General features: G+C 48.3%; 22 protein-coding genes. 5 read left to right on the top strand and 17 right to left on the bottom strand.

Annotated features, from left to right (window positions below; translation table 11 throughout):
• Positions 1 to 430: 430 nt before the first annotated feature.
• Positions 431 to 2,131 carry a YcaO-like family protein gene (locus tag B9A32_RS14405; RefSeq protein WP_084070151.1) on the bottom strand — a complete coding sequence of 567 codons (1,701 nt, stop codon included), beginning with the start codon at positions 2,129 to 2,131 and terminating at the stop codon, positions 431 to 433.
• A gap of 543 nt (positions 2,132 to 2,674) precedes the next feature.
• Between B9A32_RS14405 and B9A32_RS21840 the strand changes: the two genes are divergently transcribed.
• Positions 2,675 to 3,037, top strand: a complete 363-nt coding sequence (locus B9A32_RS21840; protein ID WP_084070150.1) for a hypothetical protein — start codon at positions 2,675 to 2,677, stop codon at positions 3,035 to 3,037.
• A gap of 33 nt (positions 3,038 to 3,070) precedes the next feature.
• On the opposite strand, the gene B9A32_RS21835 is transcribed toward B9A32_RS21840, so the two are convergent.
• A complete protein-coding gene (locus tag B9A32_RS21835) occupies positions 3,071 to 3,223 on the bottom strand; it encodes a hypothetical protein (protein ID WP_212637954.1) in 153 nt (50 codons plus the stop codon).
• Positions 3,224 to 3,253: 30 nt separating this feature from the next.
• On the opposite strand from B9A32_RS21835, the gene dusB reads away from it, so the two are divergent.
• Both dusB and B9A32_RS14390 read left to right on the top strand, forming a co-directional pair.
• Positions 3,254 to 4,231 (top strand): tRNA dihydrouridine synthase DusB, encoded by a 978-nt coding sequence (dusB, locus tag B9A32_RS14395; protein WP_084070149.1) that lies wholly within the window; start codon positions 3,254 to 3,256, stop codon positions 4,229 to 4,231.
• A gap of 402 nt (positions 4,232 to 4,633) precedes the next feature.
• The gene (locus tag B9A32_RS14390) at positions 4,634 to 5,644 is read left to right on the top strand and encodes a hypothetical protein (protein ID WP_084070148.1); all 1,011 of its coding nucleotides are present in this window, start codon (positions 4,634 to 4,636) and stop codon (positions 5,642 to 5,644) included.
• A gap of 361 nt (positions 5,645 to 6,005) precedes the next feature.
• Here the strand turns inward: B9A32_RS14390 and B9A32_RS14385 are convergent, their stop codons facing one another.
• From B9A32_RS14385 to hisI, 6 genes are read right to left on the bottom strand one after another with little or no spacing between them, the layout of a single operon-like run.
• A complete protein-coding gene (locus tag B9A32_RS14385) occupies positions 6,006 to 6,308 on the bottom strand; it encodes an HNH endonuclease (protein WP_084070147.1) in 303 nt (100 codons plus the stop codon).
• Between the two features lie 60 nt (positions 6,309 to 6,368).
• Positions 6,369 to 7,265, bottom strand: coding sequence for a GTPase Era (gene era / locus B9A32_RS14380; RefSeq protein WP_084070146.1), 897 nt, complete (start codon positions 7,263 to 7,265; stop codon positions 6,369 to 6,371).
• A 15-nt stretch (positions 7,266 to 7,280) separates the two neighbouring features.
• Positions 7,281 to 7,889, bottom strand: coding sequence for a ribosome biogenesis GTP-binding protein YihA/YsxC (yihA, locus tag B9A32_RS14375; RefSeq protein ID WP_084070145.1), 609 nt, complete (start codon positions 7,887 to 7,889; stop codon positions 7,281 to 7,283).
• Positions 7,879 to 9,051: a pyridoxal phosphate-dependent aminotransferase gene (locus B9A32_RS14370; RefSeq protein ID WP_084070144.1), complete on the bottom strand. Its 1,173-nt coding sequence runs from the start codon at positions 9,049 to 9,051 to the stop codon at positions 7,879 to 7,881. The genes yihA and B9A32_RS14370 overlap by 11 nt, the downstream gene beginning before the upstream one ends.
• 3 nt (positions 9,052 to 9,054) lie before the next feature.
• On the bottom strand, positions 9,055 to 9,930 hold the full coding sequence (gene hisG, locus B9A32_RS14365; RefSeq protein ID WP_084070143.1) for an ATP phosphoribosyltransferase: 876 nt from the start codon (positions 9,928 to 9,930) through the stop codon (positions 9,055 to 9,057).
• Positions 9,930 to 10,307 (bottom strand): phosphoribosyl-AMP cyclohydrolase, encoded by a 378-nt coding sequence (gene hisI, locus B9A32_RS14360; RefSeq protein WP_084070142.1) that lies wholly within the window; start codon positions 10,305 to 10,307, stop codon positions 9,930 to 9,932. Before hisI ends, hisG begins: the two co-directional genes overlap by 1 nt.
• A gap of 187 nt (positions 10,308 to 10,494) precedes the next feature.
• Between hisI and B9A32_RS14355 the strand changes: the two genes are divergently transcribed.
• Together B9A32_RS14355 and B9A32_RS14350 are read left to right on the top strand one after the other, a co-directional pair.
• A complete protein-coding gene (locus tag B9A32_RS14355) occupies positions 10,495 to 12,957 on the top strand; it encodes a penicillin-binding protein 1A (protein ID WP_232367171.1) in 2,463 nt (820 codons plus the stop codon).
• Between the two features lie 574 nt (positions 12,958 to 13,531).
• Positions 13,532 to 14,209: a zinc ribbon domain-containing protein gene (locus tag B9A32_RS14350; protein WP_084070141.1), complete on the top strand. Its 678-nt coding sequence runs from the start codon at positions 13,532 to 13,534 to the stop codon at positions 14,207 to 14,209.
• Between the two features lie 101 nt (positions 14,210 to 14,310).
• On the opposite strand, the gene B9A32_RS21830 is transcribed toward B9A32_RS14350, so the two are convergent.
• From B9A32_RS21830 to rpmA, 9 genes are all read right to left on the bottom strand, one after another.
• The gene (locus B9A32_RS21830; protein ID WP_212637953.1) at positions 14,311 to 14,487 is read right to left on the bottom strand and encodes a hypothetical protein; all 177 of its coding nucleotides are present in this window, start codon (positions 14,485 to 14,487) and stop codon (positions 14,311 to 14,313) included.
• 56 nt (positions 14,488 to 14,543) lie between these two features.
• Positions 14,544 to 15,071, bottom strand: a complete 528-nt coding sequence (locus B9A32_RS14345; RefSeq protein ID WP_084070140.1) for a type I restriction enzyme HsdR N-terminal domain-containing protein — start codon at positions 15,069 to 15,071, stop codon at positions 14,544 to 14,546.
• Between the two features lie 66 nt (positions 15,072 to 15,137).
• Positions 15,138 to 16,688, bottom strand: coding sequence for a 2,3-bisphosphoglycerate-independent phosphoglycerate mutase (gpmI, locus tag B9A32_RS14340; protein WP_084070139.1), 1,551 nt, complete (start codon positions 16,686 to 16,688; stop codon positions 15,138 to 15,140).
• A gap of 138 nt (positions 16,689 to 16,826) precedes the next feature.
• On the bottom strand, positions 16,827 to 17,201 hold the full coding sequence (gene rsfS, locus B9A32_RS14335; RefSeq protein WP_084070138.1) for a ribosome silencing factor: 375 nt from the start codon (positions 17,199 to 17,201) through the stop codon (positions 16,827 to 16,829).
• Positions 17,198 to 17,848 (bottom strand): nicotinate-nucleotide adenylyltransferase, encoded by a 651-nt coding sequence (nadD, locus tag B9A32_RS14330; protein ID WP_084070137.1) that lies wholly within the window; start codon positions 17,846 to 17,848, stop codon positions 17,198 to 17,200. Before nadD ends, rsfS begins: the two co-directional genes overlap by 4 nt.
• Positions 17,849 to 17,857: 9 nt before the next feature.
• Positions 17,858 to 19,114 (bottom strand): glutamate-5-semialdehyde dehydrogenase, encoded by a 1,257-nt coding sequence (locus B9A32_RS14325; RefSeq protein ID WP_084070136.1) that lies wholly within the window; start codon positions 19,112 to 19,114, stop codon positions 17,858 to 17,860.
• Positions 19,111 to 20,262: a glutamate 5-kinase gene (proB, locus tag B9A32_RS14320; RefSeq protein ID WP_084070135.1), complete on the bottom strand. Its 1,152-nt coding sequence runs from the start codon at positions 20,260 to 20,262 to the stop codon at positions 19,111 to 19,113. The genes B9A32_RS14325 and proB overlap by 4 nt, the downstream gene beginning before the upstream one ends.
• Positions 20,255 to 21,256, bottom strand: coding sequence for a GTPase ObgE (gene obgE / locus B9A32_RS14315; RefSeq protein WP_084070134.1), 1,002 nt, complete (start codon positions 21,254 to 21,256; stop codon positions 20,255 to 20,257). The genes proB and obgE overlap by 8 nt, the downstream gene beginning before the upstream one ends.
• Entirely contained in the window at positions 21,253 to 21,507 is a 255-nt protein-coding gene (gene rpmA, locus B9A32_RS14310) for a 50S ribosomal protein L27 (protein WP_084070133.1), read from the bottom strand. The genes obgE and rpmA overlap by 4 nt, the downstream gene beginning before the upstream one ends.

Here is a 21,507-nt window from a genome sequence, read left to right as displayed (position 1 = left end):
GGGGAAAACATTTAAATAAATGCAGATGGATAAATTTCGATCAATCGCTGAACGAGCGCTCAATCTTAATTAATGGATTTTACTTTAACCGCTTGAAACGACCTTGTCAATAAAATTTTAATGATTTAGGAGAATTGTATGGAATCTTATTTAAGATACTGTAATTTGTATTGATATTGCCATGAGGTACGGTTGGGTCAAGGAAAAACAATCCAATTCTCAAATGTTTTGTTGTTTTTTTTAGAGAACTCATGGGGCTGAATCTCTCATTTTCCATGGCTTTTTGGGGGGCAATTACATTGCCAATCCCAATGCTTACAACAGGGCATGATCGCATTTTTAATATTGGAGAATTTATAATTGATGGGTAAAGGAATATACCAAAATGTTATTTTGACACACTCCGGTATATTCCCCTTGGAAAGCGGTTTTATTGGTTTTCCCGGACAAGATAATTATGGAAAAGGTCTGGATGAACCCGGGAAAATTGATCAAAATCTCCCATGATTTCCATGCCGGGCACAATGGCCCGGACCACCGGTATCTTCATGTCTTTCCGGGTAAGCTCAACATAAACAGGGGTTTTGTTCTGGGAAATGAGTAGATTTTCCAGCAAGTTAAGGTCAGATTTCGGGCTGCCGGTGGTAAAATCAGGAAGGTTTTCATATCCCACAAGGGTGAAATTTTCATTAAAGGGCAGTGACGGCGGACCCTGGGGGAAAGGGTAGGGGGTCTCTGTCAAGGCGGATACAATGGCTTTGCGGGCATTGAGATGGGCTGCGGTGCCCTTGTGGATGACGCCGTTCACATCCTTGACAAAACATTTACAGCAGGGGATCCCCGAGGGGGGGGTGATATCCTGGAACAACACATCAATGCCAAGGTTTTTTTGGGAATCCAGAAGAGCTGCCAGACGTTCCTCCCGGGCCACCAAGCGAAAACAACTGGCAGGGTCAAAGGGTACAGTGCCCTCCTGGTGCCTTTCCACCACCTCAAGAAGTGCTGAAACCTTTGCCTGGGCAAGGGTATTGCCCGAGGCAAGTCCCGTGGAGCCAAGTCCTGAGAATAGATCGATTTCATCAAGGTTCAGGAAAAGAAACAGGGCCTGCACCGGCAGCCATATTTTTTGGGGACCCGGGATGCCGGGCTGCTCCCCTTCTATCCAGTGGAGGGGTTCATCCCGGTAGGTAATTTCCTGGGTAATTTCCTGGGGATTAATGGCTTTTTTACCTTGTTTAATGAGGGTAGACCAGGGGCCCTGGATCAAGGGATATTGTTTTCGGGTTCCCAGTACTTGCATATTTGATACAGAAGCAAAGGAGGCGCATCGTTCCACAATCTCCATGGAAAGAGATGCCCTGGCATCTTCCAGGGTCAGGCCTTTGCCGTAACTGGTCTGGGTTCCGCCCAGGTAAAAAGAGTGGCGTTTATTTTCTATGCTGGTCTTGAAACGCCATTTTCTAAGCAGGGCAATGGGACTTAAGCTTGATTGATGGCGCATTTCCTGTTCCAGGAAAACACCGGCAGATGCCAGCCTCTCCAAAGCTGTTTCCGTGGTTTTTTCAGCACTGAATCGCGGGGTATCATTCTTGGAATAAAGATGATTTTTGTGAATTTTTTTTATTTCCAGCCCAGTGGAAACAATGGGGCGACACTCTCCAGAACAGATGGGGGGCAGCCCTGATGCCCCAAGGGAGGGAAGGTCGGCATGCTCCATGATATTTTCCCGGAACAGTCGAATCCACTGGGTGTGCAGTCGTCTATTGGGTTCAAGAACAGATCTGAGATGAATCAGTGGGGAATGGGTGCTAAGTTCCTTTACTTCTTGATCAGAAAAATAATCTCTGATTTTTCCTCTGCCCCGGGAGAGAAGAAGATGCTCGCAGATCAGGCTCAATAAAATAAAATTATTATTTTTTGTTGCTTGAAGGATATGATTGTCAAGGGTTTCCGGGGCGAGTTCGGCCACAAGGTCCAAAGCACATTTGTGGAGAAAACTGTCCATGGGGGCGTGTTGCAGAGCAGCCAGCATCTCATCCAGGTGGGAAAAATTTTCCGGTACAGCCTGGAAATAACCGGCGGCGGCTTTAGTCTTTTTCAATGTCAGTGTATAGGATAATGGCTGGGCCATGGCATTCCTTTTTCATCATGGTGTAAAAAATCTGCCAACGGGCAGGTTCGTATGAATTCAACCGCTTTTTATCTTACTCAACTTTCGGGCTTCATTTCAAAGCCGGCATTTTTAAATGTACCGATGGGGGTCAGTGTGCCGACGGGGTCAGGCTTTTGTTATTGATGTTATCGACCAAGGCCTTTGCCAACGAAAAAAGCCTCGATAATGTCAATAACGAAAGCCTGACCCCAACACGAAATGCGAACACCGAAAGTTGAGTTATCTTATATGCTCCACAAATCTGTGGAGATTTTTCATCTTTAGTTGTGGGTAAAACCGCATTAAACTAAGGTCTATCTGTGGCAGTTATACCACCATGTCGTGCCACAATTCAAATTTTATATTTGGGTTTGAGATTTATTTTTCAGAATGAATATGTTATTTTACGCATTTACCCTTGCTTGATCATGATCGTATTTCAAGCGTTGTTGTGGGCAGGCCGAGGTCAGAATACGGGCTGCCCGTGGCAGTTATAGAAATTAAGAATCAGGAATGGTCCCAATGCCAATGGAAAATGATGTTGTATTAATATATGTTGAAGATGAACCCACATCCTTTGCCCGCATAGAAGAAATAAGGCCCGATGTGAAAAAAGACTGGTTTATCATTAAAATACTGATGCTCCAGGTGCCTTTGCAATCGGTGAGCTGGATTTTAAAAGCAGATTACATTAATGGTGATCCTTTTTATATGGGAGGTAAGTCTGTTCGCATGGAAAAAGTGGTGTGTCCCCCGGATGAACGGGACTGGGAAGAGGATGAACCCCCGGGGGAATCAGAAAAACAGCAAGAGACGGAAAATAATACCACGCCCCCCGGGGGAGAAGTCATTTCTTTTACCCGGCATCGGCGGTTAAAGAAATAGGACCGGTTTTTGAATAACTGCCACGGGCAGTCCTTATTCTGATCCGGTTCTGCCCACAACAAAGATAGAAAAGCTCCACAGGTTTGCGGAGTATTTCATATAAACCGCCACGGGCGGACCGTATTCTGACCTCGTTCCGCCCACAACAAAGGTAGAAATATTCCCCGGGTTTGCGGGGTATTTCATATAAATTGTTTTTGATATGGAAATTTTGTTATGAAAATAGGTTCCCTGCCCCTGGAAGGCCACACCATTCTTGCCCCTCTGGCCGGAGTAACCCATCTTCCCTTTCGTCGTATTGTAAAAGAGTGCGGGGTTTCACTGGTCTGCTCAGAAATGGTCAGTGCCAAGGGGCTTTTGTATAATTCTGCCAAGACTGAAACACTTCTTCGATCTTCCCGGGATGAACGCCCCCTTTCTGTTCAGATTTTTGGCGCAGAGGCCCATGCCATGGCCCATGCCGCTGAAAAGATTTCCCACAGGGGGGATGTGGATATCATTGATATCAATTTTGGATGCAGTGTTCGCAAAGTTGTGAAAACCGGCGCAGGGGTGGCATTGATGAAAGATTGGGAAAATGCCCGCCATATCTTGCAAGCCGTGCGAAAAGTGCTTACTATTCCACTGACCATAAAAATTCGTTCCGGTTGGGATGCTTCCGGGCAGCAGGCCATTGATATTGCATCCATGGCCCAGGACTGCGGTGTGGACGCTGTTACACTGCATCCCAGGACGGCTGTCCAGGGATTTCGTGGGTGCGCAGACTGGGATCTGATTCGTCTTTTAAAACAACACCTCACCATTCCTGTGATTGGTAATGGAGATATTCTCACGGCCCATGACGGTGTTCGCATGATGGAAAAGACCGGGTGTGATGCTGTTATGGTGGGGCGAGCCGCCATGGGAAATCCATACATATTCAGTCAGATTGATGCCCTTCTTGATGGGAAAGAGATGATGTGCCCCACCAAGGAGCAACAATTTAATCTCATGCGTAACTTGGTGGATGTCTGTGTGGATGGTTTTGGCGAAGTCCCTGCCTGCAGGATGATGCGAAGTCGACTGGTTTGGTTTGTGAAAGGCTGGGAAGGATGCAGCCGTTTCAGGAGAGCAATCACCGGGATTGGTTCCCGTCGTGAGGCTTTGGAAATTATTGATACCTATGAACAGGAACTTTGTTCGAGGACCCGGTGATGGACAGGTGTTTTGAATGCGTTCCATGTGTGGTTTTTTGACGGCTTGATTTTAATGGACAACGGTTCCATGGCAGCATCATTTGCCACTTTCGGGAATGGCCCTTCTGTCTTGTGCATTGGCAGAAAAAGATCCAGAATGCATGGGTGTCGGTGATGACCAATATCTGCTTTCCTGAAAAAATTGAGCCCGGTCTGGAAATGTTATGATGGGATAAAAAATCTTGACAGAATTGTTTAAATTATAGATAAAGATAGATTTGAGTTTGTTGAGTATATTTTTTTGTAAAGTTTGTTGCTTTGTTTCCCATAGATAAAAATCCTGTAAATCTTAGATATTTAAATTAACATAAAAAAACGGCGTATTGCCGCGTGTACAAAAAGACGTAAGGAGAGTTTTCATATGAACGACTTTCTTCAGAGCCTCAGGGGAGGACAGAAAGATAAGCGGACACCCAAAACCCGAAGGGGTTTTGATAATAATTCCAATCCCCATTATAATCAGAACCCCAATTATTCATCTGGTGGATATCAAAATGTTCGGGGGGGGAATGTAAAGCGTGTCACCAGAAGTAATTCCCCTGCAAAATATCCGGCACAGGACATTGAAATGTCTGCCGGGTACGATGAGTTTCTGGAAAGGGCCCTGGATGTTCTGGACGGGTTTTTGAAAAATCAGGAACGGCTTGTGGATATAGAGCAACGACGCGTTCTCATTGAAGAGAGAAAAGCTGATGCCCTGGAAGAGATTGTGGCGCATCTTCAAATGAATGCCCAACCTGGAGAATTAATGGAAGGGTATCCAGCTCCAGAAGATGATATGATGCCGGAACAGGACGTGGCCCCGGATGTGATGGATGGAGATTTCCACGCTAAGGACGGGATGGAAGATCCAAATCCCATGGTGCACCACAATTTTCAGGAAAGCACCCACCGCCAGGGACGAATGGTGGATCCTCTGTCATATGCCAGCGGCGCTTCGGTGACCGACCAGCCCGGCCGGTTTGACGGTGATTTGTTTTCATCTGGAAACGCTGTTCCTTCCCGGGAGAAAAAAGAATCACCTGTCAAAACCTCCCATAAAAAAGTTGAGCCTTCCAGTGCTCCGGGGAAAAAACGTATTTCCAGATCCACTGAAAAAAAAGAAGTAAAGGTGATTAAACGCTCCCGGGCAGATAAAGCCAAAGGGGGCCAGGGCAAGGTGAAAGTCGCTGATTCCAAGGGAAGCTCCGCTTCGCTGGAGGGTGTTCTGCCCCGGGAGGAGGTGATGAAAATCATTGAAACCATGCGCGAGAAAGGGGCCACCTTTGATCAGGTGGCAACATACCTGGTGAGTATTAATCAGCCCACCTTTTCCGGTCGTGGAGAATGGCATGCCCAGACAGTTCATCGCCTGTGCAATCGAAAAAAATAAATTTTTAATATAAACTGCCGCGGGCGGACCGTATAATGAAAAAGTAGTTGCTGTGAGCACCCAGAACCTAATATTCAGTACCCAGCACCCACTTTTTAACTGCCATGGGCAGACCTTATTTTGACCTCGGTCAGCCCACAACAAAACTTGAAATACGCCTCTGATTGGCGGAGTGTTTCATATAACCGCCACGGGCGGACTGTATTTTGATCCCGCTCCGCCCACAACAAAGATAGAAATTTTCCACAGATTTGCGGAGTATTTCATATAAAAAAACAAGAATGTATAAAAAAGGTGCCTTTCCATGAAAATGGGGCACCTTTTTTTGGGTTTTCTGACCGAAGCTGTCTGGTGGTATGATTTACTCCCGGGGGGAGGCGGATAATGTTTCCATGTAGGCCGTCCACTCCAGGGGTAAAAGCTGTTTCTTTTTGGAATTACACTCCTTGCAGCATGGTACGACATTGTTTTTAACAGATTTTCCTCCCCGGGCCATGGGTACGATGTGGTCCATGGTCAGGGTTTTGGGGGGGAAGGATCCACGGCAGTAGTAACAGATACCCTGGGATCGCTTTCGCTTCCACCACTGGCTGTTTCGCAACTCCCTTGCTTTTTTTTTCTCTTTTTTTAAAAGGGCGTCATCCTGGGAAAAATAGTATTCCATGCTCATCCTTTTTGTTTTAAACAGACTCTTGAATGCATGGCCTTTAAAAAGAATTACAGCTTAATAACCAAATTCTTTCATGGCCTTTTCATTCTGGCTCCAGTTTTTGTTTACTTTGACAAAAAGTTTGAGCAACACTTTTAAGCCGGTCATTCTCTCAATGTCTTTCCGGGCCTGGGTGCCGATTTTTTTGAGCATGCTTCCCCCTTTGCCAATGATGATACCCTTTTGGGAGTTTCGATCCACATGGATACTGGCATGGATTTCGATCAATCGTTTTTCCACCTTAAATGAATCCACTGAAACTGCGATGGAATATGGGATTTCCATTCCAGTGAGGCGAAATACCTTTTCCCGGATCATCTCAGCTGCGATGAATTTTTCCGATACGTCGGTCAAGGTATCTTCGGGGAAGAGTCTGGGGCCCCGGGGGAGGTATCCCTGGATTTCATCGAGCAAGGTATCTGTGTGGGTGCCGTTTTTGGCAGAGATGGGAACAATGGACTTGAAATCCATCAGGGCTGAATATGTTTCAATGAGGGGCAGGACCCTGTTTTTTTCAACCCGATCAATTTTATTCAGGGCCAGAAGAACCGGTTTACCAGTTTTGGCCAGTTGTTCCATGATGATGGCTTGGGCATCTTTTTTGCCGGAGGTGACATCCACCAGAAGCAGTATGGCATCCACATCCTGAACTGCGGAAAGGGCCTGGTCCACAATTTTACGATTCAGCAGAGAGTCGGCTTTATGTATTCCCGGGGTGTCAATGAAAACCAGCTGGGACAGCGGGCGTTCCACCACCCCAAGAATTCTGTCCCGGGTGGTCTGGGGTTTTTTGGAGGTGATGGATATCTTTTGTCCGATAATCCGGTTGAGAAGGGTGGATTTCCCGGCATTGGGTGCGCCGATGATGGCAATAAAGCCCGATGTGAAATCGCTGTTTTCAGTTGTTTCCATTTGTGTTTCCTTGTGTCAGGAGGGCATATCCCCAGGTGCATGGGATGGTAAAAGGGCTGCTATTTCGCCCAGAACCATCTCCCTGCCTTGGCGGGTTTTGGATGAAAAGAGGATCAAATCCTCTTTCCGTCGCTCCAACGTTTTTGTCAGGATTGCCAGCCGTTTTTGCTGTTTTGTCCGGGACAGTTTATCTGCCTTGGTCAGCACCGTTAAAAAAGGAATGCGACGTTTGGCAAACCAGTCCATAAGTTCAAACTCTTCTTTTCCGGGATCCCTTCGGATATCAATGAGCAGAATGACTCCCATGAGGTTTTTTCGAACAGAGAGGTAGCGATCCACCATGGGGGCCCATTGTGTCCGAATGGTTTTTGACACCTTGGCATACCCATACCCGGGTAGATCCACAAAGGAAATTTCATCATTGATGGTGAAAAAATTGATCAATTGTGTACATCCGGGCTTGGAGCTGGTTTTCACCAGATTCTTCCGATTGACCAGGGTGTTGATCAAAGAGGATTTACCCACGTTGGATCTTCCGGCAAAGGCGATTTCCGGAAAAACAGGATCGGTGAACTGGGCCGGTTTGGTGGCGCTTTTTATAAATTCAGCCTGTTTAATGATCATGGCGGTTCCTGAAATAGGCCTCCAGGCGATCCAGTCCGATTTTAAGGTTTTCCATGGAGTTGGCATAGGAAAAACGAAGATATCCTTCGCCATTGGCCCCAAAGTCAATGCCCGGGGTTACCCCCACATGGGCCTTGTCAAGGATGTCAAAGGCCAGGGCATAGGAGTCCATGGAGATGTGCTTTGCATTGGCAAACACATAAAAAGCGCCGGTGGGCTCCACAGATATGCCAAGTCCCATGGCTTTGATGCGCCGGATCATATATTTGCGGCGTTCATCATAGGCTGTTTTCATGGCCTGGGTTTCCTGGTGGGCATCCTTTAATGCGGCTGTGCCGGCGATCTGCATCAGTGAATTGGCTGAGATGAAGAAATTCTGCTGGAGCACCTGCAACGGTCGGATGAAATGGTCCGGTGCAATGAGGTACCCCAATCGAAGTCCGGTCATGGCATATTTTTTGGAAAAACCATTGAATACAAAGGCATCATCCGTGACCTCCAGAATGGAATGTTCACCCCCCTCGTACACCAGTCCGTGATAGATCTCATCGGAGATAATACAGATGTCCCGGGAGTCTGCCAGCTCATGGATCTCCTTCATGCGTTCAAGGCTGATAACCTGGCCTGTGGGGTTGGACGGGGAGTTGATGAGGATGGCCCGGGTTTTGTCGGTGATTTTTTGTTCAATGGCCTCGGGGGTGTATTGAAACCCTTCTGCTTCAAACACCGGTACATTCACCGGCACCCCCTGGGCAAATCGGATGAAATTGGGGTAACAGGCGTAGTGGGGATCGGAAATGATCACCTCATCCCCGGGGTCCAGCATGGCGGTGAAAAGCATGAGCATGGCAGGGGATGTGCCCGACGATATAATGATTCTTCCAGGGTCCACGGTGACACCGTATTGTTCCCGGTAATGTTCGCCAATGGCCCGGCGTAACCGGATGTCCCCCAGGCTGTGGGTGTAACCGGTTTCATTGCAGGAAAATCCCTGGGCTGTGGCTGTCTGCACACATTGGGGAATGTTGCAGTCAGGTTCTCCCACTTCCATGTGTATCACATCAATTCCCCTGGATTCCATTTCATGAATTTTTTCAAGAATTTCCATGACAATGAACGGGGTTATTTTCCGGGTTCGCCCGGCAGCCTTTATGGGTTTCATAGTTTACAACACCTTGTTCAGGGGATATTCAATGATGCCTTCGGCCCCCTCCCGGATCAGTTCGGGAATGAGGTCCCGGGTGACACCGGCATCCACAATGCTTTCAACGGAGAACCAGTCGGACTGGTAAATGGATGCCACTGTGGGACCGTTGAGGCTGGGCAGCAGGGCAACCACCTTTTCCATTTTGCTTTCAGGCACATTCATCTTCAGGCCCACCAGTTTGTCGGCCACAAGAGCGCTCTGGAGAAGCAGGGCAATTTGCTCAATTTTTTCTCGTTTCACCGGATTCTCCCACGCCTTTTTATTGGCAATGAGCTGGGTGTTGGTCTGCATGATTTCGTGAATCACCTTGAGATTGTGGGCACGAATGGTGCTTTCGGTTTCGGTGATCTCCACAATGGCATCGGCAAGGCCGGATACAATTTTTGCCTCGGTGGCCCCCCAGGAGAATTTCACATTGACATCAATGTTGCGTTCTTTGAAAAAACGGCGGGTGAACTGGACAAGCTCCGTGGAAATGGTTTTTCCCCGGAGATCTTCCAGGCAATTCATGGGGGAGTCTCCGGCAACGGCAACCACCCATCTGGCAGGTCTGGCACTGACCTTGGAATAGACCAGGTCCGAGACCACATGGACATCTGACTGGTGTTCGGCAATCCAGTCTTTTCCGGTGAGACCGGCATCAATGACACCGCTTTCCACATTGATGGACATCTCCTGGGCGCGGCACAGGGCGCATTCAATGGCGTCGTCATTGATGTCTGGAAAATAGCTTCTGCCGTTGATGTTGATTTTCCAGCCACTGCGACGGAAAAGGGCCACGGTGGCTTCCTGGAGGCTTCCCTTGGGAACGCCCAGTTTTAAAATGTTTTCCATTATTTATACACCTCTTTGGGATCAAATATTTTGGGTTCAACAATTTCTATGCTGTTTTCATCAATGATTTTTTTGTAAAAACAGCTGCGGTATCCTTTGTGGCATGCGGCGCCGCCACGCTGCTCCACCTTGAGCAGCACAGTATCATTGTCACAGTCCACGCGAATTTCTTTGACAATCTGCTGGTTTCCGGAGGTTTCCCCCTTTTTCCACAGAGACTGGCGTGATCGACTGAAATAGGTGGCCATTCCCGAAGCAAGGGTTTCCTTCCAGGCTGCCTCGTTCATATATGCCAGCATCAACACATCACCTGTTTCAAAATCCTGGGCAATGGCCGGAATGAGCCCGCCGGTTTTTTTGAAATCAAGATCTGTCATTATGAAGTCTCCTTTATTAAATTTATAAAACCTTTATTTATAACAATTCAGGTCAAAGATGTCAATTATTTTCGAACTTTACCCTTGGAGAGCCGGGGCTTTGGAAAACCGGGGAATGAACCTGTTCCCCCGGAGAAAAGCCAGGTGCCCCTGCTTGCCATGGGCTTTTTTATCTGATAAGTACTCCATGATCAAGCTTTTTGAAAAAACATTGAAACAACAGGTTCCCATGACATCTACCACACATACACAGAACAAGTCGACATCAAAGATCCGTAAACAGCGGGTGAAAAAAGGCAGGCCAAGTATTTTTGCCACATTGCTGAAATGGATGGTGGTTTTTTTCTTCACCGGCATTGTATTACTGGGTGCCGGTGTCACCGGGTTTTATTTTTATATCAGTAAAGATCTTCCCCACATTAACAGTTTAAATGATTATCGCCCTGCCACGGTGAGCACTGTTTTTTCCGATGACGGCAGAAAAATCGGTGAGTTCTTCAGGGAGCGGCGTATTGTTATCCCCCTTGATCAGATGCCGGATCATTTGAAAAACGCCTTTATTGCGGCTGAGGATTCACGGTTTCGTGAGCATGCCGGAGTCGATTTTGCCGGTATATTAAGGGCGTTTATAAAAAATATTCGGGCAGGTGCCATTGTACAGGGGGGCAGCACCATCACCCAGCAGGTGACCAAATCTTTTTTTCTTTCTCCGGAAAGAACCTATGAGCGAAAGATAAAGGAAGTTATCCTGGCCCATCGCATTGATCGGCGTTTTTCCAAAAATGAGATTTTATTTCTTTATCTCAATCAAATATACCTGGGACATGGGGCCTATGGGGTGGAAGCTGCGGCGGAAAATTATTTTGGCAAACATGCAAAGGATCTTTCCCTTGCTGAATGCTCCATGCTGGCCGGACTTCCCCAGGCTCCCAGCAAATATTCTCCCTTCCGCCACTATGACCGGGCCCGCCAGCGACAGATTTATGTGCTCAATCGCATGAAAGAAGATGGCTACATTGATAATCTGGCTGTCACAGAAGCCATCAGCACAGCCTTGGATATCAAGCCCCGGAAAAACTGGTTCATTGAAAAAGTTCCCTGCTACACCGAGCACGTTCGTCGGTATGTGGTTAAAAAATATGGCGAAAACGCCCTTTACGAGCAGGGCCTTCAGATTCACACCGCCGTGGACATTGAGTATCAGAAAATCGCCCGCAAAGAAGTACTTAAAGGCGTTGTGGATCTTGACAGACGTCAGGGCTTCCGGGGGCCTGTGAAAACCCTTTCCCCGGATGAAATCCAGGAATTTTCCCAAGCTGCCGCCAATGATGTGACAATGAAAAAGTTAACATCGGGTGAAATTTGTCAGGGAGTGGTTGTGGGGTTTGAAAAGAAAAGTAGAAATACCCGTGTCCGGGTGGGAAATATTAATGGTATTATCTCCATTAAAGATATCCGCTGGGCAAGAAAACCCAATATCAAGGTGGCTCCTGGACAGAAAAAAATTACCCGTCCCACCCAGGTGTTTTCGCCCGGGGATGTGATCCGTGTCCGGGCTGTCTCCTTTGATGAAAAAAAAGATCAGTGGCTGTTTTCCCTGGAACAGGACCCCCTTGCCCAGTCGGCCCTTTTGAGCATAGAGACCGGCACCGGACTTGTGAAGGCCATGATTGGGGGCAGGGATTACAAAAATTCCCAGTTCAACCGGGCCATTCAGTCCCGACGCCAGCCGGGGTCAAGTTTTAAACCCATCATTTACGCGGCTGCCCTGGACAAGGGGTACACCGCAGCCAGCGTGATTATTGACTCCCCTGTGGTATTCACCGGTGCTAAAAAAGATTTTACCTGGAAACCCCATAATTACAAGGATACTTTCCATGGTCCCACATTGTTTCGCCATGCCCTGGTGAAGTCCCGCAATGTGATCACCGTGAAAATTCTCCAGGACATCGGCATTGATTATGTTTTGGATTATGCCAAAAAGCTTGGTATCACCTCTCCCATTGCCAGGGATCTTTCCATATCCCTTGGATCATCCGGTGCTTCGTTGCTGGAAATTGTGGGTGCCTACACTGTGTTTGCCAACCAGGGGTATCGCATTGAGCCCGTTTTTATTACAAAAATTCTGGACCGGGACGGTAATGTCATTGAGCAGGCAGAGCTTAAAAGGAAAAAAGTCATTGACATGAGCACCGCCTATATTATGACCAGTATTTTGGAAAGTGCCGTGACTTCAGGTACGGGATGGCGGGTCAAGGCTTTGAAGAGACCGGCCGCCGGAAAGACCGGGACCACCAATAATCTTCATGATGCCTGGTTTCTGGGATATACCCCGGAATATGTCACAGGCGTGTGGGTGGGGTTTGACAGTGAGGCGTCACTGGGCCGGGGAGAAACCGGTTCCCGAACGGCAAGTCCCATCTGGCTGGGCTATATGGCCGGGGTCCTGGATGGGAAACCTGTTCGCACCTTTAATGCCCCGGAGGGGGTGGTGTTCGCCAAAATTGATGCCAAAACCGGTCTGTTGCCCAATGACGCTTCATCAGAAACCTTGTTTGAGTGTTTTAAGGAAGGCACGGTTCCCACAAAGGTCACCCCCAGTCCCAAGGTATTTACAGAATCGGAGGATCTTTTTAAATCTGATATTTAACCAATACCTTCGCCAAACTCAGAACCGATTTAAAATTCGGCAACAATAATACCATTTATTGGGGCTTGCTCATAACATGGGCCATTTTGTAATAAAATTTTAGAGGTGGGAATTAGTAGTTGTAATTACAGCACTTTGAAGTCAATAAAATTTTATTTCACGTATGGTGACCCAGCTTATGATCAACCCCATTTATTGTATTGATGGGCCCATTGTGAATTACAATATATATCTTAAAATTCCAGCCAACATAAAATTGGCCAAGGTATTATTAATACACACCGGTTTTATGGCAATGCCGTACCCACCGCTGGAGGGGCATGCCAAACGGTTGCCCCGTTGACAATACCGTCCCAGGGTCTTACCTTCCCAATTGAATCTGAAATACCGGATTCATATTGAAAACGGTATTATGCCGCCCGGCGGCTGAGAAGAGTAATGATAATTTTGTCGGTCATGGTGTATTTGACCGGTTTGTGCCGATATTTGCCAATGGCTTGACTTTTTTTGATGGTAAGTATTCAATCATCCAAGCGCCCCCGTGACTCTGGAGTTACAACTAAGGAGATTTAATATGGCTTTTGAAACCAAAGAGGAAGTGTTCCAGAAAATACTGGATATGGATAAACCCCATTGCCCCCACTGCAATCTTGAAATGAGCATCTGGGAAGTTCCGGAAATTAATTTCAGTGATGGACTGGGCTGGGGAACCCCCTATTTATTTGTCTGTTTTAATGATGAATGCCCCAGTTATAAAAAAGGGTGGGATGATTTAAAGGAAACCATGGAATTCAGCGCTTCCTATCGCTGTATCAACCAGCCGGGAAATGACCATTTTGATTATATGCCCGTTTTCAGCCCCATCGGCGGGATGGGGCAGAAACTGGATGACGAGGAAATGGTGGCCAGGGAGGCCCGCAAGGAAGCCCTGAAGGTGGGATTTTCCATGCTTACGGATTTTTATGTTGCAAAGGAGTGGGATGAAATTTTAAAAATTCTCCTGGACCCCATGAAACCGGCCAGGGTAAGGCTCAAAGCTGCTGAAATGGTGGGCGAGCTGGCAGATACTGATGCCATCGAGCACATGACCAACCATAAGTTTCCATCACCGTTACTTCAAAAAGCAGTGGCTGATGCTGTCAAGTCCATTCATAAGCGTCATTACACAAGGGAATGCCCCTTTTGCGCCGAGATTATTAAAAATCGCGCAAGTATTTGTAAACATTGCGGCAAAGAAGTTCCCAAGGCGTAGATTAAGTAGGAGAAGCAATGTTTGCTTCCACGGGCAGACCTCATTTTGCCCCGGTTCTACCCACAAAAAACTTGAAATACGCCCTTGTTTTGCGGCGTATTTCATATAACCGCCACGGGCGGACCGTATTCTGATTCGGTTCCGCCCACAACAAAGGCAGAAATATTCCCCGGGTTTGCGGAGTATTTCATATAAACTGCCACGGGCAGACCTTGTTCTGATCTCGCTCTGCCCATAACAAAGTTTGAAATACGTCCCTGATTGGCGGAGTATTTCATATAAAAGTCCATTTCCCATGGGGTATGTGGGTTATTCAAGACAGGCTACCAAATATTTACGTCAGTCCATCACATTCGTTTTCATATTTTTCCATATTATAGGACCGGAAAAGAATCATTTCCCGTTCTTTTTTACCTTCTGGAAAAGGGATTTTTTTCATTTCCTTTATCTGTTCTTTGGCCCATTCCCGGGTGGGAACCGTGTCCATGCCTTCTCCGTGCGGTTTTCCTGTGATCACGTTTCGCACCAGGGCGTCCTTGCCGTTGGTGGCAACAGAAAAGGGAATTTGATGATCATAAATCAATCGTGCCCCTGCAAGGATTTCCCTTTCATAGGACCCCAGGGAGCCTGCAATGCATCTTACAGCCATGAAGGGACGCTCATCACAAAACACCACCAGGTCCAGGGTGGACTCATAGGTCTGGTTTTGAAACATCACGGTGATGGGTTCATCCACCCGAATTTCTTTTTTGGAAAAGCCCTTGGTTTCCACCAGAATCTTCTCAAACAGCTGACGGCTTCCTTCAGGGCCCACATTGGGAACGGGCTTTCCAGTGACATAATCAATAAGGATATCTTCCATGGTGGTTGCTCCTTTTATCTAAGGCTATTGATGGACAAAGATCGAAATACGGTCCGCCCGTGGGGGTTATTCTGAAAACAGAGGGGTGCCGGTCATCTCTTTGGGGATGGGCAGGTCCATAACTTTCAAGGCCGTGGGGGCAATGTCGCCGAGGATACCCTCTTGTAATTTTACGTTTTGAAATTTTTTTCCTGCCAGGATGAATTTCACAGGGTTCAGGGTGTGTGCCGTATGGGGAGATCCATCAACATTTAACATCTGCTCTGCATTGCCATGGTCTGCGGTGACCATGGCGGTTCCTCCGGAGTTCCAAATTTCCTGCACCACTTTTTTTACACATGTATCAACGGTTTCGCAGGCTTTTACGGCGGCGGGCAAAATACCGGTGTGTCCCACCATGTCCATGTTGGCAAAATTTAATACCATGAACTGAATATTGCCGGATTTAATTTTTTCACAGGCTTTCCGGGCCACGGCCCGGGCGCTCATTTCCGGTTTTTCATCATAGGTTTCCACCTCCCGGGGGGAGGGGACCAGGATTCTTTCTTCACCGGGGAAAACGGTTTCATCCCCTCCATTGAAAAAATAGGTCACATGGGCGTATTTTTCCGTTTCGGCAATGCGGAGTTGCTTTAATCCGTGGCGACTGACCTCTTCCCCCAGAATGTGATCCAGATGCTGGGGGCCAAATGCAGTCTCCAGTGAAAAGTGTTCATCGTATTGGGTCATGCAGATAAAAGGATCAATGGCGGGAAAAATTTCCCGGGGAAATTGTGTGAAATCCGGCTCAGTGAGTGCCCGGGTGATCTCCCGGGCCCGGTCGGCCCTGAAATTGAAAAAGATAAGGCTGTCACCGTCCCGGATGATGCTTTGGGAGGCATCCCTGCCCGGGGGGATGATATGAACGGGTCGGACAAATTCATCGGTGTACTCCCCGTTGTAGGAAGCTTCCATGGCCGCCACCGGATCTTCAAAATTTTCTCCTTCTGCGTTTGTGTAAAGTTTGTACGCCTTTTCCACGCGTTCCCAGCGGGTATCCCGATCCATGGCATAGAATCGACCGCAAAGGGAGGCAATGTGCCCCAGCCCTGTTTGGGCAAGGTGGGCATTGAGTTGTTTTACATAGGTGATGCCGCTTTTTGGAGGGGTGTCCCTGCCGTCAAGTATGGCATGGACGGCAAGATTCTGTACCCCTTTTTGCCGGGCCATGTCAGTGAGGGCAAAGAGATGATTGATATGGCTGTGAACCCCTCCGTCGGAAAGTAACCCCATTAAATGAACGGTTTTTCCCCGTTTTTTTGCTGTTTCCATTGCCGTGGAAAGGCCATGGTTGGAAAAAAAGGTGTTATCTGTCATGGCACGGTTGATGCGCACAAGGTCCTGAAACACTTTTCTGCCGGCGCCAATGTTCATGTGGCCCACCTCTGAGTTTCCCATGACCCCATGGGGCAGCCCCACGGCATCTCCGGAGCAGGCAAGGCGGGTTGTGGGATATCGGGTTTCCAGTTCTTTGAGAAATGGCATGTCAGCCAGGGCAACGGCGTTTGCTTCGTTGCCGGGCCATGCCCCCCATCCATCCAGAATGATTAATGCATCCACATTTTTTTTTATTTCCATTGGAGCTCTATTCCTTTTTTGTGATCGCGTCTATCCATTTAAAAATGGGCATGCTTCATTTTATTGCATAAAAATGTTATGTGCACCGGTCAAACCAAGTGAAGCTGGGGTACCGGTGGAATATGTACGTGGTCTGAATCAGATGTCAAGGCTTTCAAAGGATGAGATGTCAAGCCTGGGGGCGTCGGCCCAAAGTCCTTCAAGATCGTAGAATGCATTGGATTCTCGATCAAAGACATGGATCAGTACATCGGAAAAATCAAGCAGTGCCCAGGTGCCTTCCTTGATACCTTCGGTTCCCAGGGGCATGATTTTTTGTTTTTTCATCTCAATGTAGATATGTTCGGCAATGGCTGTGACCTGCCGGGCCGAGGTGGCAGTGATGATAATAATGGTATCGGCATAGGCGGTCAAGCCCCGAACGTCAAGGGCCACAACTTTTTCAGGCTTTCTTTGAAATGCAGCGGCAAGAAATTGCTCCGGATTTCCGGCGGCATTGGGGTCTTGAATCATAAATAGAGTCCTTTTTTTATAATGATATTTTCCACCGGTTCAGGAACCAGGGAATCAATGGATTGATTGTTTTTTACACGGTGTCGAATGGCTGTGGAGGAGATTTGAATTTCCGGGGGGTTGCACAGGTGCACCGCTTTTAATTCAGGATGGGAAAAGGTCATGGAGGCCCTGTCAAAGTCATAGTTACAGGGCACCTGGGATGCCAGAAAATCAGCAATATCCCTGAGTTTTCGCCTTTCTCCTGCCCGGGTCATGATAATGATATTTGTTTTTTCAAATATCTCACAGGTTTGTTTCCAGGTATCCATATCAAAGAATGCATCGGTACCCAGGATGAAATAAGGATCTGTGTCATGATCCGTTGTATTGATAAATTGAGTGACGGTGTCAATGGTAAAGGAGGGGCCGGTGCGTCTGATCTCCAGATCCGAGGCGCAAAGCCCGGGGATGGATGCCACGGTTTTTTGTATCATTTCAAGGCGATCCCGGGCCGGTGCCAGGTTTTCAATGGGCTTATGGGGGGGGACGGCAGAGGGGATCAGATGAATCCGGTCAATGGCAAAGGCTTTCTTTACGTGGGTGATCACCTTTATGTGGCCATTGTGAAGGGGATTGAATGTGCCCCCGAATAAGCCCTCTTTCATAAATACCTTCTATTGTCTGGTGTGTCCTTGACCCATGACCACAAATTTAGTGGCCGTGAGCTCTTCCAGCCCCATGGGACCAAAGGCGTGGAGTTTTGAAGTGGAAATACCGATTTCAGCCCCCAGGCCCAGTTGGCCCCCATCGTTGAACCGGGTGGATGCATTGACCCCCACCATGGAGGAATCCACCCGGCGGATGAACTCTTTGGCGCGGTTGTCATGGGTGGTGACAATGACATCTGTGTGATTTGATCCATGGGCTGCAATGTGATCCATGGCTGCTGTCATGTCAGGCACCACTTTGACACTTAGAGTAAGATCCAGATATTCAGCATCCCAGTCGGTTTCCTCAGCAGGCAAAGCCTGGGAAAAGAGTTTGCAGGTCTGTTCGCATCCCCTGATTTCAACCCCGGCGTCATGGTATTTTTCCAGCATGGCCGGTAAGAAATCAGGGGCAGCTTTTTCATGGACCAAAAGGGTTTCCAGGGCATTGCACACCCCGGGGCGGTGGACTTTTGAATTAAAGCAGATCTCAAGGGCCTTGTCCATGTCAAAGGTCTCATCCACATACACGTGGCAAACGCCCTTGTAGTGCTTAAGCACCGGCATGGTGGCGTGGTTTACCACATATCGGATCAAGGTTTCTCCCCCCCGGGGAATCACCACGTCAATGTATGCTTCCTGTTTTAAAAGATGGGTCACCGCTTCCCTGTCAGTAACCGGTAATACCTGGACGATTTCTCTGGTAAGGCCGGATTCAAAAAGGGCCGCCTGGATGATGTCAGCCAGAATTTTATTGGAGTGAAATGCCTCGGACCCCCCCCGTAAGATAGTGGCGTTGCCTGCCTTGAGGCACAAGGCTGCGGCATCAACGGTGACATTGGGACGGGATTCGTAAATCATGGCAATGACACCCAGGGGAATCCGCATTTTGGATACCTTAAGACCGTTGGGACGGGTCCAGTTCCGGGTGATGGCCCCCACAGGATCGGTGAGTTGTGCCACCTCTTTTAACCCTTGAACCATCTGGTCAATGGTCTGGTCTGTGATTTTCAATCGATCCAGCATGGCAGGGGAGAGCCCCTTTTCCTTTGCAGCCGTGAGATCCCGGGCATTTTCTTTAAAAATATCCCGGGCTTGTTGGATCAGCTTTTTTCCAATGAGGTCAAGCACCTTGTTTTTTGTGTCTGTGTCTGCTGCGGCAATCTGTCTGGCTGCCTTTCTTGCATTGATGGAAATGTCCATCACCGTTGATTCGTAGTTCATGATGCGTCGTCCTGTTCATAGGTAATTGCAAGGTTGTCCCGGTGTATCACCTCTGCATAGGGCCGTGACAGTTGCAGTACATTGCAGATGGTATCACTTCTGTGCCCCATGATGCAGGTGACATCTTCGGAAGAATAATTGACAAGGCCTTTACCAAGGGTTTGATTGGTGTCTGACTTGATTTCCACAGATGCGCCTTTGCTGAAGGTACCGTTCACCGAGGTGATGCCGATGGGAAGAATACTTTTTCCCCGGGAGAGAATGGCACGGGTGGCCCCCTTGTCCAGATGAATCTCTCCCTGGGGTTTTAAACTGTAGGCAATCCAGCATTTTCGACTGTTCAGCCTTTTTTTGCCGGGGACAAAATAGGTGCCGTCGGGTTCTCCCCTGAAAATTCGAAGAAGAATATCCGACTTTCGGCCCGGGGCGATGATCATGGGAATTCCTGCCCGGGCCAGCCGCTTGGCCGCCTGGAGTTTTGTCAGCATGCCTCCGGTCCCCAGAGTTCCCGGAGCTCCGGCAGCGGCTTTTTCCATTTTGCGGGTGATTTTGGTTACCATGGGAATTAGCCGGGCATCGGCATGTTCCCGGGGATCTTTATCATAAAGGCCGTCGGTGTCGGTGAGATTGATCATGAGGTCCGCATCCATGAGCAGGGTAATCATGGCGCCGAGATTGTCATTGCCCCCCAGTTTCATTTCTTCTGTTACAATGGTATCGTTTTCATTGATGATGGGAACAATGCGCCAGTCCAACAAGGTGTTGATGGTATTCCTGGCGTTGAGATAGCGTCTTCTGTTGGCAAGATCATCCCGGGTGAGCAGCAGCTGGGCCACCTTGCAGCCCACGGTTTCAAAGGCATTTTCATAGGCAAGTATCAGGCCTGCCTGCCCCACAGCAGAGGCTGCCTGACGTCCTTTGACATCATCGGGCTTTTGCTGAAAACCGATTTTTTTTACCCCACACGCCAGGGCCCCCGAGGAGATGAGAATCACCTGGGTGCCCTGGGTGGTCAAATTTCCAATGGCGTGGCTTAAGCTTTCAATGAGCTTAAGATTGAGGCCATGGTCAAGGGATAACACCCCACTGCCCACTTTGATAACAATGCGTCGACTGTTTTCAAGGGTCGACTGTCTGACTCTATCCATCTGTTTTTCCGAGTTTTTCTGCAAGGATCTGTTTGAGCCTGTCCGTGCCTTTTCCCGTGGCCGCAGACAGGGTGATCACATCGTTATTTCCCAGTGCTTCAATAAAGGCATCTGCCTTTTCCCGGGCCCCGGTGAGATCTATTTTATTTAATACTAACAGCTGGGGTTTTTGGCCCAGTGCTTTGCTGTATTGTTCCAACTCTTTGTTGATCAGGTGATAGGCTTCCAGAGGGGTATCAGGATCAATGGCAGACACATCAATAATATGGACCAGAATACCGGTGCGTTCAATGTGTTTTAAGAATTGAATGCCAAGCCCCACACCCTGGTGGGCACCTTCTATGAGGCCTGGAATGTCAGCCACGGCAAAGGGCTCGCCATATCCCGGTTGAACCATTCCAAGGGAGGGTGCAAGGGTGGTGAAGGGGTAGTCTGCAATTTTAGGACGGGCCGAAGAAAGTCGACTCACCAATGTGGACTTCCCGGCATTGGGAAGGCCCACCAGCCCCACATCTGCAAGGAGTTTGAGCTCCAGGCGAAGATTGAATTCTTCCCCCGGCATACCGGGCTGGGCATGTCTGGGCGCTCGGTTTGTGGCGGTGGAAAATCGCTTGTTTCCCCGCCCACCAATGCCTCCTTTGGCCAGAACAAACTGCTGGTCCGGCTGGGTGAGATCTGCAATGGTTTCACCGGTGTCTTCATTTATGACCAAGGTGCCGGGGGGAACAGGGATGATCTGGTGGGGGGCATTTTTCCCGTGCCGCAGTCGGCCCATGCCCGGGCTGCCGTTTTTGGCTCGGATAATGCGCTGGCGACGGAGATCAAAAAGCGTTCTTTTGCTTTTATCTGTTTTTAAAATAATGCTTCCGCCGTTACCGCCGTCACCTCCGTCAGGCCCGCCCCGTTCAATGAACCGCTCTCTCCGGAAGCTTACGCAGCCGGGACCGCCGTTGCCGGACCTGACGAAAATGGTTGCTTCATCTATGAACTTCACGCTTCATAAACGCAGACTCTCTTTTTGTCACGGCCTTTTCGCTCATAGGCCACAACACCGTCAATCTTTGAAAAGAGAGTGTAATCTTTACCCATGCCCACATTCTGACCGGGATGGATTTTGGTTCCAAGTTGTCTTACCAGAATATTGCCTGCAACAACGGTCTGCCCACCATATACTTTTATGCCCCGGCGTTGGGCATTACTGTCGCGACCGTTTTTTGAACTTCCGCCTGCTTTTTTATGTGACAT

Source organism: Desulfocicer vacuolatum DSM 3385 (genome assembly GCF_900176365.1).
In the GTDB taxonomy this organism is placed as follows: Bacteria; Desulfobacterota; Desulfobacteria; order Desulfobacterales; family Desulfobacteraceae; genus Desulfocicer; species Desulfocicer vacuolatum.
This window is presented reverse-complemented; position numbering and strand designations above follow the sequence as displayed.